This is a genomic window from Paenibacillus nicotianae (genome assembly GCF_042681745.1).
Classification (GTDB): Bacteria; Bacillota; Bacilli; order Paenibacillales; family Paenibacillaceae; genus Saccharibacillus; species Saccharibacillus nicotianae.
Window position 1 is genome coordinate 723,122 of sequence record NZ_JBHUGF010000011.1, and the last position, 18,264, is coordinate 741,385.

15 protein-coding genes are annotated in these 18,264 nt (G+C 40.2%); 13 read left to right on the top strand and 2 right to left on the bottom strand.

Annotated elements, in window-relative coordinates; translation table 11 throughout:
- Positions 1 to 37: 37 nt before the first annotated feature.
- The 5 genes from ACFSGI_RS21980 (at position 38) to ACFSGI_RS22000 (ending at position 6,556) form a co-directional block, all read left to right on the top strand.
- Positions 38 to 235 (top strand): cold shock domain-containing protein, encoded by a 198-nt coding sequence (locus ACFSGI_RS21980; RefSeq protein WP_204827184.1) that lies wholly within the window; start codon positions 38 to 40, stop codon positions 233 to 235.
- Positions 236 to 680: 445 nt separating this feature from the next.
- Complete coding sequence (hpf, locus tag ACFSGI_RS21985) at positions 681 to 1,250, top strand: ribosome hibernation-promoting factor, HPF/YfiA family (RefSeq protein WP_204827185.1); 570 nt, start codon at positions 681 to 683, stop codon at positions 1,248 to 1,250.
- Between the two features lie 392 nt (positions 1,251 to 1,642).
- The gene (gene secA, locus ACFSGI_RS21990) at positions 1,643 to 4,096 is read left to right on the top strand and encodes a preprotein translocase subunit SecA (protein ID WP_204827186.1); all 2,454 of its coding nucleotides are present in this window, start codon (positions 1,643 to 1,645) and stop codon (positions 4,094 to 4,096) included.
- Positions 4,097 to 4,290: 194 nt separating this feature from the next.
- Positions 4,291 to 5,404 (top strand): peptide chain release factor 2 gene (gene prfB, locus ACFSGI_RS21995; RefSeq protein ID WP_204827187.1). Its coding sequence is split into 2 segments (ribosomal slippage): positions 4,291 to 4,362 and positions 4,364 to 5,404, totalling 1,113 coding nucleotides; the frame shifts between segments, so codons are not numbered across the junction.
- A gap of 255 nt (positions 5,405 to 5,659) precedes the next feature.
- The gene (locus ACFSGI_RS22000; protein WP_204827188.1) at positions 5,660 to 6,556 is read left to right on the top strand and encodes a YitT family protein; all 897 of its coding nucleotides are present in this window, start codon (positions 5,660 to 5,662) and stop codon (positions 6,554 to 6,556) included.
- A 189-nt stretch (positions 6,557 to 6,745) separates the two neighbouring features.
- On the opposite strand, the gene ACFSGI_RS22005 is transcribed toward ACFSGI_RS22000, so the two are convergent.
- Entirely contained in the window at positions 6,746 to 6,916 is a 171-nt protein-coding gene (locus ACFSGI_RS22005; protein WP_204827189.1) for a hypothetical protein, read from the bottom strand.
- Between the two features lie 429 nt (positions 6,917 to 7,345).
- Between ACFSGI_RS22005 and argC the strand changes: the two genes are divergently transcribed.
- From argC to argH, 7 genes are all read left to right on the top strand, one after another.
- Entirely contained in the window at positions 7,346 to 8,398 is a 1,053-nt protein-coding gene (gene argC / locus ACFSGI_RS22010; RefSeq protein ID WP_204827190.1) for an N-acetyl-gamma-glutamyl-phosphate reductase, read from the top strand.
- Between the two features lie 120 nt (positions 8,399 to 8,518).
- The gene (argJ, locus tag ACFSGI_RS22015) at positions 8,519 to 9,745 is read left to right on the top strand and encodes a bifunctional glutamate N-acetyltransferase/amino-acid acetyltransferase ArgJ (protein WP_204827191.1); all 1,227 of its coding nucleotides are present in this window, start codon (positions 8,519 to 8,521) and stop codon (positions 9,743 to 9,745) included.
- 129 nt (positions 9,746 to 9,874) lie between these two features.
- Positions 9,875 to 10,678 (top strand): acetylglutamate kinase, encoded by an 804-nt coding sequence (argB, locus tag ACFSGI_RS22020; RefSeq protein WP_204827192.1) that lies wholly within the window; start codon positions 9,875 to 9,877, stop codon positions 10,676 to 10,678.
- Between the two features lie 41 nt (positions 10,679 to 10,719).
- Positions 10,720 to 11,973, top strand: a complete 1,254-nt coding sequence (locus ACFSGI_RS22025) for an acetylornithine transaminase (RefSeq protein WP_204827193.1) — start codon at positions 10,720 to 10,722, stop codon at positions 11,971 to 11,973.
- Positions 11,974 to 11,997: 24 nt separating this feature from the next.
- Complete coding sequence (argF, locus tag ACFSGI_RS22030) at positions 11,998 to 12,966, top strand: ornithine carbamoyltransferase (RefSeq protein WP_204827194.1); 969 nt, start codon at positions 11,998 to 12,000, stop codon at positions 12,964 to 12,966.
- Positions 12,967 to 13,030: 64 nt separating this feature from the next.
- Positions 13,031 to 14,281: an argininosuccinate synthase gene (locus ACFSGI_RS22035; protein WP_069328524.1), complete on the top strand. Its 1,251-nt coding sequence runs from the start codon at positions 13,031 to 13,033 to the stop codon at positions 14,279 to 14,281.
- A 9-nt stretch (positions 14,282 to 14,290) separates the two neighbouring features.
- Entirely contained in the window at positions 14,291 to 15,697 is a 1,407-nt protein-coding gene (gene argH / locus ACFSGI_RS22040) for an argininosuccinate lyase (protein ID WP_204827195.1), read from the top strand.
- A gap of 177 nt (positions 15,698 to 15,874) precedes the next feature.
- Here the strand turns inward: argH and ACFSGI_RS22045 are convergent, their stop codons facing one another.
- Positions 15,875 to 16,516, bottom strand: a complete 642-nt coding sequence (locus ACFSGI_RS22045; RefSeq protein ID WP_204827196.1) for a pentapeptide repeat-containing protein — start codon at positions 16,514 to 16,516, stop codon at positions 15,875 to 15,877.
- 257 nt (positions 16,517 to 16,773) lie between these two features.
- On the opposite strand from ACFSGI_RS22045, the gene uxaC reads away from it, so the two are divergent.
- Positions 16,774 to 18,198 carry a glucuronate isomerase gene (gene uxaC, locus ACFSGI_RS22050; RefSeq protein WP_204827197.1) on the top strand — a complete coding sequence of 475 codons (1,425 nt, stop codon included), beginning with the start codon at positions 16,774 to 16,776 and terminating at the stop codon, positions 18,196 to 18,198.
- Positions 18,199 to 18,264 lie beyond the last annotated feature (66 nt).

Sequence of the window (18,264 nt, forward strand, 5' to 3'; positions counted from 1 at the left end):
TACTCTACTTATTTGATAACGAAGGGAATGTTATTGCATGAATGGTAAAGTAAAATGGTTTAACGCAGAAAAAGGATATGGTTTTATTGAGACTGAAGAAGGCGGAGACGTATTTGTACACTTTTCTGCGATTCAAACTGAAGGTTTCAAAACGTTAGAAGAAGGTCAATCCGTAGAATTCGACATCGTTGAAGGCGCGCGTGGACCACAAGCAGCTAACGTTATCAAATTATAATCATCCTTTGGCATTTGCCGACCTACATAGGTATTATTGATGGTTACACATTTGAATAATCAGCTAAGGCTCCGGTACTCCGGGGCCTTTTTCTATTCTATGACAACAATATGAATATCTTACTTAGTTACTCAATCATAAGTTTCAGATATCTGTCACAGAGTAAACGATTTAACATGCAATAGATTGGTTAATGGAACACAAGGGCGGCATAATAGATGAACTATTTTCGACTATGCATTTCATAGGTAGAAGAGAGTAGTTTTGAGGATTTTGCAAGCGTTTGACAGTATTCTATTTATATTTGTAAGGCTAAAATATAAAGTCAGACGCGGGTACTCTGACGGCTAGATTTGACAATGTAATGTCACTGCTAATTTGCACCAGTATCCTTTTTACATGCCGTTAACATCTATGTTATAATTCCCTAAAGGAGGAGTGCCTTATGAACTTTGTTATACGTGGTCAACAAATCGATGTTACAGATGCTATGAAAGATTATGTGGACAAAAAGTTAGGCAGACTTGAAAGATATTTTGATTCACCTCCCGTTTCTGACGGAACGGTTACACTTAGTGTTAATCGTGGACAGCACACAGTAGAGGTTACTATTCCTCTCCCTGGACTTATTTTACGCGCAGAAGATCGCAGTGAAGATATGTATTCTTCAATCGACTCTGTAGTGGATAAGTTAGAACGTCAGATTCGCAAACATAAAACTAAATTAAATCGTAAATTCCGCCAAGAAGGTAGCTTGAAATCCTTCTTCGTAGAAGATCCTACGGCTGCTGCACTTGCTGTTGCTGAGGATGCGGATATTGAAAATGAATTAGATGAATTGGAAGTTGTACGTAACAAACGCTTCCTCCTAAAACCGATGGATGTAGAAGAAGCCATCTTGCAAATGAATATGATTGGACATACATTCTTTGTATTCTCCAACGTAGACACTCAAGAAGTAAACGTTGTTTATCGTCGTGATGATGGTAAATACGGATTGATTGAACAAGAATAAGTGGTTATTGATATACAATCAGAGCCTTATCCTTCGGGATAGGCTCTTTTTACTTGCAAAAATTGTACAATCCGCTCTACAGTGCGGTATAATAAGACTTGAATGATTTAAGAAACATTTTGTGTTCTTTTGCGTAATAAGGTAGAAGAGTTCTCAAAAAACGATGACGAACATCATATGGATATAGTCAGGCACGGGATATAGTCATCTTGTGTCCTATTGAAATTTTATCATATACCAAAAGTGTATAGGAAATGCGCTGTTTTGTTGCGGCTTTTCCCTGAAACTGGTACAATTTATTGCAACTGAGGTTATTGAATAATCCCCCATAAGCGTTACGGTAATTGCATTATTCAATAATCTATCTCTGTTTTGCGCGAAAGGGGTAAACCATGCTAGGACTTGTGAAGAAAATTTTTGGCGATACCAATGAACGTGATGTTAAACGTCTATTGAAAACCGTCGAGATCATTAATAAAATGGAACCGGAATTTGAGGCATTGTCTCATGAGGAAGTACAAGCCAAAACGGCTGAATTCCGCGAACGTCTGGAAAAAGGAGAAACACTGGATCAACTATTGCCAGAAGCATTCTGTACTGTACGTGAAGCTTCCAAACGTGTGCTAGGCATGCGTCATTTTGACGTACAATTGATCGGTGGTGTCGCTCTGCATGAAGGAAGAATCGCAGAGATGAAAACAGGTGAAGGTAAAACACTTGTAGGAACACTTCCTGTATATCTAAATGCACTTGCTGGCAAAGGTGTGCATGTCGTTACGGTTAATGATTATTTGGCTCAACGTGATAGTCTACAAATGGGTCGCATTTATAACTTCTTGGGCATGACTGTAGGGGTTAACCTGAACGGTATGCAACATGACGAGAAGCAAGCGGCTTATGCTTGTGATATCACTTATGGTACAAATAATGAATTCGGATTTGACTACTTGCGTGACAATATGGTGCTGTACAAAGAACAAATGGTACAACGTCCATTGTACTTCTGTATTATTGATGAAGTGGATTCGATCTTGATCGATGAAGCTCGTACACCATTGATTATTTCAGGGCAAGCGCAGAAATCAACTGAATTATATTTTGCAGCTGATCGCTTTGTAAAAACATTGAAAATCGAAGATGATTTCAATGTCGATATCAAAGTAAAATCGGTAGCTTTGACTGAAAAAGGTGTAGAAAAAGCTGAGAATTTCTTCGGCTTAGAAAACCTATATGACAACAAAAATGTAACGATCAATCACCATGTAGTACAAGCGCTGAAAGCCAACACGATTATGCGTCGTGATGTGGATTATGTTGTTGCTGATGGCGAAGTATTGATTGTAGATGAATTTACAGGTCGCTTAATGGCGGGTCGTCGTTATAGCGATGGTCTACACCAAGCGATTGAATCGAAAGAATCTTTGAAAGTACAAAATGAAAGTATGACACTGGCAACAATTACGTTCCAGAACTACTTCCGTATGTACAAAAAGCTTGCCGGTATGACTGGTACAGCAAAAACAGAAGAAGAAGAATTCAAAAAGATCTACGGTCTAGAAGTACTTCAAGTACCGACGAACCGTGTGAATCAACGTGAAGACTTTGCTGATGTTGTTTATAAGAGCGAAGAAAGTAAATTCCGCGCTGTTGTGGACGAAATCGTTGTACGTCATGAGAAAAACCAACCGATTCTTGTAGGTACAGTATCGATTGAGAACTCTGAACGTCTTTCTGAAATGCTAAAACGCAAAGGTATCAAGCATCAGGTTCTGAATGCGAAATACCATGCAGAAGAAGCAGAAATTATTGCACGTTCCGGTCAACCAGGTACAGTAACAATCGCTACTAACATGGCTGGACGTGGTACAGATATTTTACTTGGTGAAGGTGTACAAGAGTCAGGTGGCTTGCATATTATTGGTACAGAGCGTCATGAATCTCGCCGTATTGATAATCAGCTTCGTGGTCGTGCAGGTCGTCAAGGTGATCCAGGTTCTACACAGTTCTACCTTTCTCTAGGCGATGAACTCATGAAACGTTTTGGTGCAGACAATGTTATGAATATGATGGAAAAATTGGGCTTTGAAGAAGACCAACCGATTGAAAGTCGTATGATTACACGTGCTGTAGAATCTGCTCAAAAACGCGTTGAAGGTAGTAACTTTGATATGCGTAAAATCGTTCTACAATATGATGATGTGATGAACAAGCAACGTGAAATCATTTACAAACAACGTCGTGAAGTATTGGAATCTGAAAATATCCGCGAAGTTGTATTGCAAATGATCAAGCCTTGTATTGAGCGCATTGTAGAAGTACATTGTAATGACGATATCCCTGAGAACTGGGAACTTCAAGCGATTGCAGATTATGTGAACAACAACTTCTTGCAAGAAGGTACGGTTACAGAACAAGAACTACACGAGCAAGAAAAAGAAGAGATGGTTAATTATCTGTTCGAGCGTGTAGAACTACGTTACTTGCAACGTGAAAAAGAAATTGGCGAAGAAATGGTTCGCGAATTTGAAAAAGTCGTTGTTCTTCGTGCAGTTGACCGTAAATGGATGGATCATATTGATGCGATGGAACAATTGCGTCAAGGTATTCATCTTCGTGCTTACGGTGGTACAGATCCTTTGCGTGAGTACCAATTCGAAGGCTTCGAAATGTTTAACCAAATGATCGCTGAAATTCAAGAAGAAGTAGCTACTTATGTAATGAGAGCACAAATTGCAAGTAACCAGGAACGTGAAGCGGTCGTGGATGAAAGCAAAATGAGCACAAGTGGTGGCGAAACTGCTGAAAAACGTCCGTCTCGCGAAGAACGTCGTCGTAGACGTAAATAATACGTAAATGATTTGAAATGAATATGCAGATTTGTTGTATCCCAAGAGACACTCACCATTATCGTGGGTGTCTCTTGTTGGATCAATCATCTTGTATCGGGTCTAACGCATAGTTATATATGTGAATGGTTGAAGTTGTGAGAAAGATTTTGCCAAGCAAAGTATCTATTTATTATGAAGAGGTGAGCGTAACAATGATCGATCCTAGTATAAAACATGATTTACGCGAAATGGCTACCAAATTATCTAACCTTAGGGGGTCTCTTTGACTTAGACCTCAAGCGTGAATTGATTGCTAACTTTGAAGAAAAAATGTCTGCTCCTGGATTCTGGGATGACAATGAAGCTGCTCAAGAAGTCATTTCTGAAATGAATGCTGTCAAAGGTGCAGTAGATGATTATCTTGAACTTCAACAAGAACATGATGATGCAAGTCTTATGGCTGAGTTAGCAGATGAAGAAGACGATGATTCGCTAGCAAAAGAAGTAACCGAAAGTGTGAAAAAGCTTGTGCGCAAAATCGAAGCTTTTGAACTACAGTTATTGTTAGACGAGCCGTATGATAGTTTGAATGCTATTTTGGAACTTCACCCGGGTGCAGGCGGAACCGAGTCACAAGACTGGGGCGAGATGTTGCTTCGTATGTACAGACGTTGGGCAGAGAAAAGTGGCTTTAAAGTAGAAGTGATGGATTATCTAGCTGGTGATGAAGCAGGGATCAAAAGTGTTACGTTGTTAATCAAAGGGCATAATGCTTATGGTTACCTCAAAGCTGAAAAAGGAGTACATCGCCTTGTACGGATTTCTCCTTTTGATTCCTCAGGTCGCCGTCATACTTCGTTCGTTTCTTGTGATGTTGTACCTGAGATTACGAATGATTCTACGATTGAAATTCGTACAGAAGATTTGAAAATTGATACGTATCGTGCTAGTGGAGCCGGTGGTCAGCATATCAATACAACCGATTCTGCGGTTCGGATTACGCATTTACCTTCTGGTGTTGTTGTAACCTGTCAAAGTGAACGTTCTCAGATCAAAAACAGAGAACATGCGATGACAATGTTACGTTCCAAATTGGTAGAACGTAAAATAGAAGAAGAGCAGAAACAATTGGATGAGATTCGCGGAGAGCAATCGGATATTGCCTGGGGCAGCCAGATTCGTTCGTATGTATTCCATCCTTACAGTATGGTTAAAGATCACCGTACTTCTGTAGAAACAGGGAATATCGGTGCAGTTATGGATGGAGAATTAGATCCATTTATCGATGGCTATTTACGTAGTAAACTCAAAATCGAAGTTGAATAATAATATATCTTCTAAAGTCTGGTATGAAAGTTATCTTTCATATCAGGCTTTTTTTGTTTTGTAATTGCGATAATAGATTTACTTTTAGCCTATAACGATCGAAGTGTTACTTTATTTCATCACAAAGATTGGTGTGAAGCAAAACATCTCTGCTATACTACGGTGCTGTATGTTCTTTTCAAATAAATAGGGTTGCGTTAGAATAAGAAAGCTATGAGAATTTATGCAAAATAATGAGTACAGGAGAATCTAGAAATGATGATGCAACCTCGTACAGGGCAACGTAGACGCAAACCGCCAATGATTCCGTTAACAGGACCTCTTCGCAATAGCTGGGATATTTTGTTGATCATCGTAGGCGCTTTTATTATGGCACTGACGTTTAACCTGTTTTTATTACCTAATCATATCGCTTCAGGAGGGGTCTCCGGGATATCGATTATTGTCAATCAATTACTAGGCATTGAACCGGCGTATATTCAGTGGTTACTTAATATTCCTTTGTTTATCGCAGGTGTGATATTACTGGGTAGACAATATGGCATGCGTTCATTGGTTGGTACGATTGTATTACCTTTATTTGTTTACCTGACCAGTAGCTTTCCTGTGCCTACAACGAATGCTTTATTAGCAGCATTGTATGGAGGAATTGGAGTAGGATTAGGGCTAGGAATCGTTTTTCGCGGACGTGGTTCGACCGGTGGATTATCCATATTAGCGCAAATTATTCAAAAGTATACGGGATTCAGCATGTCATTTTGCGTGATTTTGACAGACGGTAGTGTTATTGTATTCGCAGGCTTATTACTGAAGCCAGAACAGGCATTGTATGCGTTAATCAGTCTGTATATTACCAGTAAAGTGATCGATGCTGTTGAGCTTGGATTCAGTAATTCCAAAGTTGCGTATATTATTACCAATGATATTGAAAAAATGCAGGCAGCGATTCTAAACGATCTCGATCGTGGATTAACAAAGCTTAATGGTGAAGGCGGATATACAGGTGATGAACGAACGGTATTAATGGTGGTCATCGGGCAAAATGAAGCCAGCCGTCTCAAAACGATTGTACGTTCTGTTGATCCAGATGCTTTTGTTATTATTAGTAATGCGCAAGAAGTATTAGGTAAAGGATTCAAAATGACTGGGTAATATAATAAGTTAACGTATAAAAAATCCTCTAAGCAGTATCAGCTAGAACTCATGATGTGTGAGTTGGAAGCTGAGAAGCAAGAGGATTTTTATATATTGTATTGGATGATAATACGTCTTAAATGCTCGGTTGGGTATATATCTAATCATTTTTAACGATATAAGCTAAATCTACTTTTGTTGTATGTATTAGTTGGGTTTTCTTTTCAAAAGATAAATGACGGTATAACCAATTGCTAAAATAGCTACACTGGCTAGACAAGCAAGTACAAGCGAAATAGTAATAGTTCCAATTAATAAGTAACCGATAAGCAATCCGGTGAGAAAAGCAGAAATTAAATTAATCGCTATATTCCTCATCCATCCAATCCTTTCCCTTTATCAAATATAGATCAATAGTAAAATGAAATGGTAAATAATGGTCTATAGATATCGTAGCATGAAACAGATGCAAAATAAAGAGAATAGATGAGTAAGTTAAGCCGACTGATATAATTAGCAATATCAGTAAAAAGTATAAAATAAAAGTAAAAAAGACCTTTTCTGAAATTTAATCAGATAAAGGTCTTTTATTCGTATATAATACAGCTAAAATAGATAACAGAGAGTATCGATGCATAAAAGGAATAAATTTATTCATAAAGTTGTATTTATATTAACATGGATGTATAATAATACACATCTTATTTATTCGGACTGAAATGGAAATTGTCGTCATCGAAATAGAAAATAGCTTATACATGGATACATTAGATTTATGATCTTATTTGAGTACAGGAGGAGTTCAGCTTGAATCCAACTAAACAAAGAGTAGCTATTGTAGGTTCCACCGGCTATGGCGGGGTGGAACTGATTCGTTTTTTACAGCATCATCCGCATGTCGAGATCACTTCGGTTATTTCTGCATCTAGCAGTGGAGCACCGATGTCAGATCAATTTCCTCATTTAGATAGCATTATTGATATGGAGTTAGATGGAGTCGATGCAGCGGCAACGGCTGTCAAAGCAGATATTGTATTTACGGCTACCCCTTCAGGAGTGAGTAGCACTTTAGTTCCACAATACTTAGAAGCAGGCTTAAAAGTGATTGATTTATCCGGTGACTTTCGCCTCAAAGATAGCAGTACTTATGAACAATGGTATAAACATGACGCGCCTGAAGCTGATTATTTGGCAGAAGCAGTGTACGGATTATGTGAGCAAAAGGGTAATGATGTACAAGATCAGCGTCTGATCTCGAATCCGGGTTGTTATCCTACCGCTACATTGCTCGGATTAATGCCTGGTGTCGAAGCAGGTTGGATCGATCATAGCTCAATTATTATCGATGCGAAGTCTGGTGTATCCGGTGCAGGGCGCGGAACCAGTCTAACCAGTCATTATGCAGAAATGAATGAGAATTTTAAAGCATACAAATTAAATAAGCATCAGCATATTCCAGAAATAGAACAAGTATTGTCCGGTGTAGCAGGTGAGCCTGTGATGGTGACATTCAGTACTCAATTAGTACCGATGACACGCGGGATTATGTCTACAATGTATGCAACGATAAAAGGGCAACATAGTGAGAAAGATTGGATCGATCTTTATCGTCAGTATTACAGCGATCGCCCTTTTGTACGTATTCGCAAACAAGGCAATTGGCCTTCGACCAAAGAAGTAGCAGGTTCCAATTATTGCGATATCGGATTCGCCGTAGACGAGCGCACAGGACGCATTACAATTGTGTCTGTGATTGACAATCTCGTCAAAGGCGCCGCAGGACAAGCGATTCAAAACCTAAATCGTATGATGGGTTGGGAAGAAACACTAGGTCTAAAAATGATCCCTGTTTATCCATAACGCTTGGCAGTACAAGCGTTAAACAGTTTAATTAAGAAAAAGATTTTGCAAAGCAAATTATCTATTCAATATATAGTATCTATAGTAGTCATTGTCGATCAGGAAGTGAGAGGAGATATCATGGCAGATCAGGGATTCAAAGTAGTTGAGGGAGGTTCTATTGTAACTCCTCAAGGATTTCAGGTAGGTGGATTGCATTGTGGTCTCAAAAAAACAGAGCGTAATGATCTGGGTGTAATCGTCTGTGATGTACTGGCAAATGCAGCAGCAGTCTATACAACGAATCTTTTTCAAGCAGCACCACTGCAAGTGACTCGTGAAAGTCTAGCACATGGTACATTGCGTGCCGTAGTTGCAAATAGTGGAAATGCAAATGCATGTACAGGCAAGCAAGGTGAGCAAGATGCTTATACGATGCGTGCTCAGACAGCGCAATATTTAGGTGTAAATGAACACGAAGTAGCTGTAGCCTCAACAGGTGTGATCGGCGAATTGCTCAAAATGGATCGTTTATCTGCTGGAATCACTCGCCTTCCTGCACATATCGGCAAAACAGAACAGCATGCCGAAGCATTTTGCCAATCGATTTTAACAACCGATTTGGTTAAAAAAGAAATCTGTGTGTCTGTGATTGTGGATGGGCAAGAAGTGCATATTGCAGGAGCAGCCAAAGGGTCTGGAATGATTCATCCGAATATGGCGACAATGCTTGCTTTTATGACTACCGATGCTGTGATCTCTTCCAGTGCATTGCACCAATTACTAAGTCAAACAACAGATCAGACATTTAATATGATTACGGTGGATGGAGATACAAGTACCAATGATATGTTGGTTGCTATGGCAAGTGGATTTGTACAACATAACGAATTAACACCGGAACATCCAGATTGGCATCATTTTGCTGCGGGATTCCGTAAAGTCTGTGAATATCTAGCTCAAGCGATTGCACGTGATGGTGAAGGAGCGACCAAATTAGTCGAAGTGGTCGTGACAGGAGCAATTAGTGAACTATCTGCAAGAGCTATTGCTAAAACAGTGATCGGATCAAGTCTGGTGAAATCAGCGATGTTTGGAGCCGATGCGAACTGGGGACGTGTAATAGCCGCTGTAGGGCGTGCAGGCGAGCCTTTGAATGTAGAGACCGTAGATATTCGCCTGGGCGATATCGTGGTACTGACAGGCTCTAGACCGGTCTCATTTGATGAAGAAGCCGCGCTTGCTTATTTGCAAGGAGATAAAGTCGAAATCGTTGTTGATTTGCATTACGGCGAAGGACAGGCTGTAGCATGGGGTTGTGATCTGACGTATGACTATGTACGTATTAATGCCGCTTATCGCACATAATGATAATCATTTAGCCAACATCATATATAGCTATAATTAAAGAGTATTTAAAGGATGTACTATATTCATCCTATAGGATCGAAAACAATTCTATTCTAAGTTCAAATTAAAGGCCAGGTGATACAAACAATGAGCGGATCAACGACACGTACTTTTGTAATGAAGTGCGGAGGAAGTACACTTGCAGCATTACCTGATTCTTTTTTCACCGATTTAAATGAGATTCAGTTATCTGGTATCCAACCGGTTATTGTACATGGTGGTGGGCCGGCGATCTCTGAAAATTTGAGCAAGTTAGGTATCGAAACTGAATTTGTAGGTGGATTGCGTAAAACGACAGAAGAAGTATTAGACGTTGTAGAAATGGTTCTGTCAGGCAGTATCAATAAGCAGATTGTACGACGTATCCAAAGTACAGGTGGCAAAGCGATCGGTATCTCCGGTGTAGACGGATCATTGATCCAAGCGAAGCCTGTAGCCAATTCTAGTGAAGTCGGGCTGGTGGGTGATGTAACCTATGTTGAAGCTTCGATTATTCAAGGAATTGTCGATCTAGGTTATATGCCTATTATTGCGCCGGTCGGAAGTGATGCGACAGGACAACGTTACAATATCAATGCAGATACTGCGGCAGGTGCAGTTGCTTCTTTTCTAGGTGTGCCACAAATGATTGTCGTGACTGACGTACCTGGAATTATGCGAACTATCGATGGCAACAAACAAGTATTGCCTCAAGTATCGATTCAAGATATCGAGGATATGATCACTACCGGAGAAATCTACGGCGGAATGATTCCCAAAGTCAAAGCAGCTATCGCCTGCATTCATGGTGAAGTACAAGAAGTCATCATCGTAGACGGCACCGAACCTCAAGTGCTTAGTCGTGTACTCAAAGGCGAAACGATAGGAACACGTATTGTACGTAAAAATTAAAAATACAAACCAAGCTAATAACTTAAAGGAGCGTGACCAGCATGGCTAATCCGATCAGCAGTCAATCTGTACAACCAACAAAAACCGAGCAATCTGAAAGTTCTTTATTTCCGACGTATGCGCGTTATCCTATCGCTTTTGCTAAAGGAAAAGGAAGTTACCTGTGGGATACCGATGGTAAACAATATCTCGATTTTATGTGCGGAATTGCTGTGACGAATCTAGGTCATGCACCGGACGCTGTAATAGATAAACTCAAAAACCAGTTAGATCAACTGTGGCATACATCGAATCTATTTCAAATTCCGAATCAAGAGCAAGCCGCGCAATTGATTACTGATCATAGCTGTGGGGATGCTGTATTTTTCTGTAACAGCGGAGCAGAAGCGAATGAAGGTGCAATCAAGTTAGCACGTAAATATCAACAAAAAGTAAAAGGCGAAGAACGCTACGAAATTATCACGTTCGGGCAATCATTTCACGGACGGACACTGGCTACACTGACAGCTACCGGACAAGATAAAGTAAAAGAAGGATTCCATCCATTGCCGGCAGGGTTTGTTACTGTGCCTTTACATGATCTGGATGCATTACAAGCAGCCGTTAATGAACATACAGCTGCTATTATGATCGAAATGATTCAGGCTGAAGGTGGCGTCTATCCAGTAGAACCTGAATTTATGCAGCATATTGTAGATCTGTGTCATGAGCATGGATTGTTGCTGATTATTGATGAAGTGCAGACAGGTATGGGACGTACAGGCAAAATGTTTGCTTATGAACATTATGGTATTGAACCGGATATTTTTACATTAGCTAAAGGGTTAGGAAGCGGGTTCCCGATTGGCGCATTAGTTGGTAAAGCGTTCCTTAAAGAAGCGTTTGTGGCAGGAAGTCATGGTTCTACATTTGGAGGAACACCTCTAGCTACAGCTGCTGTTATCGCTACGATCGAAACGATGCAAGAACACAATGTGGTAGAACAAGCGGCAACGATGGGAACGTATTTACAAGAACAATTACAAGCGAAGATCGGTCACCATCCATTTGTAAAAGATATTCGTGGTAAAGGATTATTGATCGGTATTGAATGTGATGGGCCTGTAGGAGAATTGGTTGTGGTTGGACAAGAAAAAGGGTTGTTATTTATAACAGCAGGGCCTAACGTGATTCGTCTATTACCTAATCTACTGGTAACCAAAGAAGAAGTTGATCAAGCAGTTAACGGAATTAAAGAAATTATTGAGGCATATGCGCCGATTGTAAATAGTCAAACGACTCTAAATGGTAAATAAATAGACGGATGGAGGTTCAACCTAATGACAGATGTAGTATCGAAAAGTAATTCGTTAGAGCTTAGTCATTTTAAAGGCAAAGATTTTGTAGAATTGAGCGATTATACGGCAGAGGAAATTCATTTTCTGATTGATCTAGCGATCGAATTGAAACGCAAGCAAAAAGCAGGAGAATCGTATCGTCCACTCGAAGGTAAAACAGTCGGATTGATTTTTGAAAAATCTTCGACACGTACGCGTGTTTCTTTTGAAGTCGGTACTTTCCAACTTGGAGGACATGCATTGTTCTTGAGTAAAAACGATATTCAAATGGGACGTGGAGAGATTATTGCAGATACAGCACGCGTTATGTCTCGTTATCTGGATGGCATTATGATCCGTACATTTGGACATGAAAATGTAACAGAACTTGCAAAATATGCAGATATTCCTGTGATCAACGGACTGAGCGATCTAGGTCATCCTTGTCAGGTGCTTGCTGATTTCCAGACGATTGTTGAGAGCAAAGGAAAGCTTAAAGGATTAAAACTTGCTTATATCGGAGACGGTAACAATATGGCACACTCGCTAATGATCGGTGGCGCGCGTGTAGGTCTGGACGTCTATGTAGCTACTCCAGAAGGATATGAGCCTGATCCAGAAGTAGTGAAACAATGCGAAGCCTTAGCAGCGGAAAGTGGAGCAACGATCAAAGTCGTACGTGACCCGAAAGAAGCGGTACAAGATGCAGATGTGATCTATACAGATGTATGGGCAAGTATGGGCTTTGAAGAAGAACAAAAAGTTCGGGAACAAGCATTCAAAGATTATCAGGTTAATGAAGAACTGGTGAGTCATGCGAAATCAGATTATATTTTCTTACATTGCCTTCCTGCTCACCGTGGTGAAGAAGTAAGCGCAGGCGTGATTGATGGGCCGAACAGTGTGATTTTTGATGAAGCTGAAAATCGTCTACATGCACAAAAAGCAATTATGGCGGCTTTGATCGGATAAAGTAAGATAGAATAAGGAATAGTTCGATATTTGGATATAAAGAAAGTGGAGGGAATACAACAACATGGCTAAAAATAAAATTGTACTTGCATACTCGGGTGGACTGGATACATCTATTATTTTGAAATGGTTAAAAGAAACATACGATGCAGAAATTATCGCATTTACCGCAGATATCGGGCAAGCTGATGAACTGGATGGTTTGGAAGAAAAAGCATTAGCTACAGGGGCTTCTAAAGTCTATATCGATGATTTACGTGCAGAATTTGCTGAAGACTTTATCTATCCAATGTTCCAAGCAGGAGCATTATACGAAGGACAATATCTGTTAGGAACAAGTATTGCTCGTCCACTTATTGCCAAGCGTATGGTGGAAATTGCGCGTGCTGAAGGTGCTATGGCTATCGCTCATGGTGCGACAGGTAAAGGAAACGATCAGGTTCGCTTTGAATTGAATGCAGCGGCACTGGCTCCTGAGATTAAAGTTATCGCTCCTTGGCGCTTAGAAACATTCCGTGATCAATTCCCGGGACGTGCAGAGATGATTGAATATGCTGAAAAACATGGCATTACCGTCACAGCTTCAGCAGCCAAGCCCTATTCAACAGACCGTAACTTGCTACATATTAGTTATGAAAGTGGTGTGCTGGAAGATCCGAACTTTGATGCAAGCGCAGAAAGCAACAAAGATATGTTTTTACTGAGCGTGTCTCCAGAAGATGCACCGGATCAACCAGAAATGTTAGATTTGGAATTTGAAAATGGAAATTGTGTCGCACTAAATGGAGAAAAATTGACTCCACTCGCAGCGATGGAAAAACTCAATGAGCTTGGTGGTAAACATGGTATCGGTCGTGTCGATATGGTGGAAAACCGCTTTGTCGGTATGAAGAGCCGCGGCGTATACGAGACACCAGGTGGAACGATTCTATTTACAGCTCATCGCAAATTAGAATCATTAACAATGGATCGTGAAGTGATGAGTCTACGTGATTCACTGATTACACGTTATAGCAATCTAGTATACAATGGCTTCTGGTTCGCACCGGAACGTCTTGCTTTGCAAGCATTGGTTACAGAAAGCCAAAAAAATGTAACAGGTACAGTACGTGTGAAATTATACAAAGGTAATATTATTGCAGCAGGTCTAAGCAGTCCGTACAGTCTGTATAATCCTGAAATTGCAACGATGGAAGCTGATCCAACGAATGCTTATGATCAAGGGGATGCAGCAGGCTTTATCCAATTGAATGCTCTTCGTCTACGTGTAGGCGCAGGTGTGCGTCAAGCAGCGCAAGCGGATAAAGGAGAGTGAGTCACAGATATGAGTAAATTATGGGGCGGACGTTTTACCAAACAAACGAATCATCTGGTTGAAGAATATACAGCTTCGATCAATTTCGATAAAGCTTTGGCAGAAGAAGATATTCAAGGCAGTCTGGCACATGTCAGTATGCTAGGCAAATGCGGAATTGTTCCTGCCGAAGATGTAGAAACCATCAAAAATGGTCTGAACAAAGTACTCGATAAAATTCGTGCAGGTGAGATTCAATTTTCAGTGTCAGATGAAGATATTCATATGAATATTGAAAAACATCTGATCGAAGAAATAGGCGCTGTTGGTGGTAAATTACACACTGGACGTAGCCGTAACGATCAGGTAGCTACAGATATGCATTTATATTTGCGCAAGCGTGTGGTGGAGTTGACGGGATTGCTTCATGCTCTGCAAGAGTCGTTAATCACTCAAGCGAAAAGCAATATGGATACGATTATCCCGGGCTATACGCATCTACAACGGGCTCAACCGATTCTTTTTCCTCATCATCTGATGGCATATGTGTCGATGTTTGAGCGTGATATTGATCGTCTGAAAGACAGTTACAAACGGATCAATGTATTGCCACTTGGTGCAGGTGCGCTCGCAGGAACAACGTTCCCGATCGATCGTCATTATGTAGCAGAGCAATTAGGATTTGATGGCGTATACGAAAATAGTCTGGATGCGGTAAGTGATCGTGACTTTATCGTGGAATTTCTAGCAGGAGCTTCACTAATTATGACGCATCTTTCTCGTCTATGTGAAGAGCTGGTATTGTGGAGCAGTACTGAATTTAGCTTTATCGAATTGGATGATGCGTTCTGTACAGGTAGTAGTATTATGCCGCAGAAAAAAAATCCAGATGTCGCTGAATTGGTACGTGGTAAAACAGGTCGTGTATACGGTAATCTGATCGGATTATTAACTGTACTCAAATCGCTACCACTTGCCTACAACAAAGATATGCAAGAAGACAAAGAAGGTATGTTCGATACGGTCGCTACATTAGAAGGTGCACTTCAATTATTTGCTCCGATGATCGCTACGATGAAAGTGAACACAGGACGTATGCGTGAAGCGGTTAATAAAGACTTTTCCAATGCGACCGATATTGCAGATTTCTTAGTAGGCAAAGGATTACCTTTCCGTCAAGCGCATGAAGTGATCGGTAAAACAGTGTTGTACTGTATTCAAGAAGGCAAATACTTGCTTGATCTAACACTGGAAGAATTTCAAAACTTCTCTCCATTGTTCGATGACAGTATCTATGCTGTGTTGCAACCAGAAGCTGTAGTGAATGCACGTAATGTGTACGGCGGTACAGCAACTGTACAAGTGGCAGCAGCTATTGAGCGTGCTGAAGATAAATTAACACATACAGTCACATGGCTAGAAGGTCATGTACAGTAGAATCGATAAGCTAGAGATACAGCAGAACAATTGCTTTATAGTGTTTGGATAGAGTAGCACTTTGGTTGAGATGATATTTTGTTTTGATCTTTGCTATTTCTATTGTTTGTATCCCTTATAATCCCAAAAAGGACAGCCATGATTATGATGGTTGTCCTTTTTTTTGCTATTTGGCTATTATGATTTGATTACCAGCCCCATGAGTCCGACAAACGAAGAAGCTTGATACGGCGAAATAATACAACCACGCAAATCTTCTATCTCAATCTGCAAGCTTGTAAATTCGCAGGTACTGAGATCAACTTCATGTAATGAAGTCCCTGACATCATAGCAGTGTCTAATTGACATTGATCGAAAAAAACAGATTTGAAGGTAGAGGAGCAATAATCTGCACCGATCAATGAGCAATGTTCAAAAGAGATATTTTTGAAATTAGAAAAGCGAAATACCGAATAATCCGCCACACAATCGGTAAAACGAACATTTTGCAAACGGCTTTGAGCAAAATCAGTGCCAATCAATTTACACTGGCGAAATTCAGTCCGATGTACAAAAGAACGAGGAAATTGAATATTGGAAAGATCGCATTGCTCAAATATCACATCGGTCAGTTCGATTTCAGATAAATAGGACTCGATAATATCTACGTGTTCAAAGATCATTTTTTCAAAAGAAACACGTTTTGCTTCCTGACCATCAATTGTAAAATGTTCTATTTTGGCATGACTGAACTCGTCTTTAGATTGCAATGTATATAAAGGCTCATGTAAATGTTCTAAATGCTGAGGAATTTGGGGGGCTTGAATTTTGATAGACATATGTAGATGTACCTCCTTGAGTGGGATCTTTATTATTGTATATCAATAACAAGCTGTGATTCTATGACTCCTTGCCTAGATTATGACTTTGCTATGATATCTGTTACAATAACAGCACTTCTTAGTTCATATAACTGTAACAATAAAAATAGCGAAATTCTATTGCGTATTCTGTAAAAAGAGATACAATAAGACTGTAAATGTTCACGTTAACAAAATGAATAAACATAGCTGAATCAACGAAAGGAAGGAATACAATGACTGCTAAATTTTTGGATCAAAACTTTATGTTACATAGTGATACAGCGATCCAACTGTATCATCAAGTAGCAAAAGATATGCCGATTATTGATTACCATTGTCATTTAAGTCCGCAAGAAATTTTGGAGAACAAAACGTTTAAAAATATTACAGAAGCCTGGTTATATGGAGATCATTACAAATGGCGCGTGATGCGTGCTAATGGTGTAGAAGAAAAATATATTACAGGCGATGCCGATGATTATGATAAATTTCTGGCGTGGTCAAGAACAGTACCGCAATTAATTGGTAATCCACTGTATCACTGGACACATCTTGAATTACAACGCTTTTTTGGAGTAGAAGAATTGTTAAGTGAAAAGACAGCTCCGCAGATCTGGCAAAAAGTAAATGAGCAATTACAAGGTGAAGGATTTGGAGCACGCGATCTGATTACCAAATCTAAAGTAACGGTAGTCTGTACGACAGATGATCCTGTTGATGATCTTGGTTATCATGCACAGATTCGTGAGCTAAAAAATTTCTCGACAGCCGTCTTGCCAAGCTTCCGCCCGGACAAAGCGTTAGAAATCAATCGGGCTACATTCCGTCCGTGGTTAGAGCAATTAGTTGCTGTCTATGGATCAGATATCCGCACCTATGATGACTTTTTGAAAGCGCTTGAGCAAAGAGTTCGCTTTTTCCATGCCGCAGGTGGACGGGTGTCCGATCATGCACTGGATACGGTTGTGTTTGCAGAGGCGACTCAAGCAGAAGTCAATCAGATTTTTGCGAAAGCGTTAGAGCAAGGGCAAGTCAGTAGTGAAGAAGAAGCGAAGCACAAATCGTATACGCTTGTATTTTTGAGTCAATTGTATGCAGAGCTAGATTGGGCGATGCAGTTCCATATTCATGCGTTACGCAACAACAGTACATCGATGTTCCGTCAATTAGGGCCGGATACCGGTTACGATTCAGTCAATGATGGACTGATTGCGAAGCCGTTGGTATCACTACTTGATGCTATGGAATCCGCAGGAGCATTACCGAAAACGATTTTGTATTCGCTCAATCCGAATGATTATCCTGTTCTGGCAAGTGCAGCAGGTAGCTTCCAGAGCGGTGGTATCGCTGGCAAAATTCAGTTCGGTACCGCATGGTGGTATAACGATCATCGTGATGGGATGCATGAGCAAATGAAATTGTTAGCCAATATGGGTGTATTAGCTCGCTTTGTAGGGATGTTAACCGATTCGCGTAGCTTTTTATCGTATACCCGTCATGAATATTTCCGTCGTCTGTTGTGTGATCTGTTAGGGACATGGGTAGAGCAAGGGGAAGTACCTGAAGATATGGAATTGTTAAGCAGTATCGTCGAAGGCATCTGTTATACCAATGCAGAGCAGTATTTTAATTTTCCTGCTGTAGTGTCTGTAAAGTAATCATGTAGAAGTATCGCTTTGACTGATATAGAACATAAATGATAGATATAGTGATGTTCTAGTAGA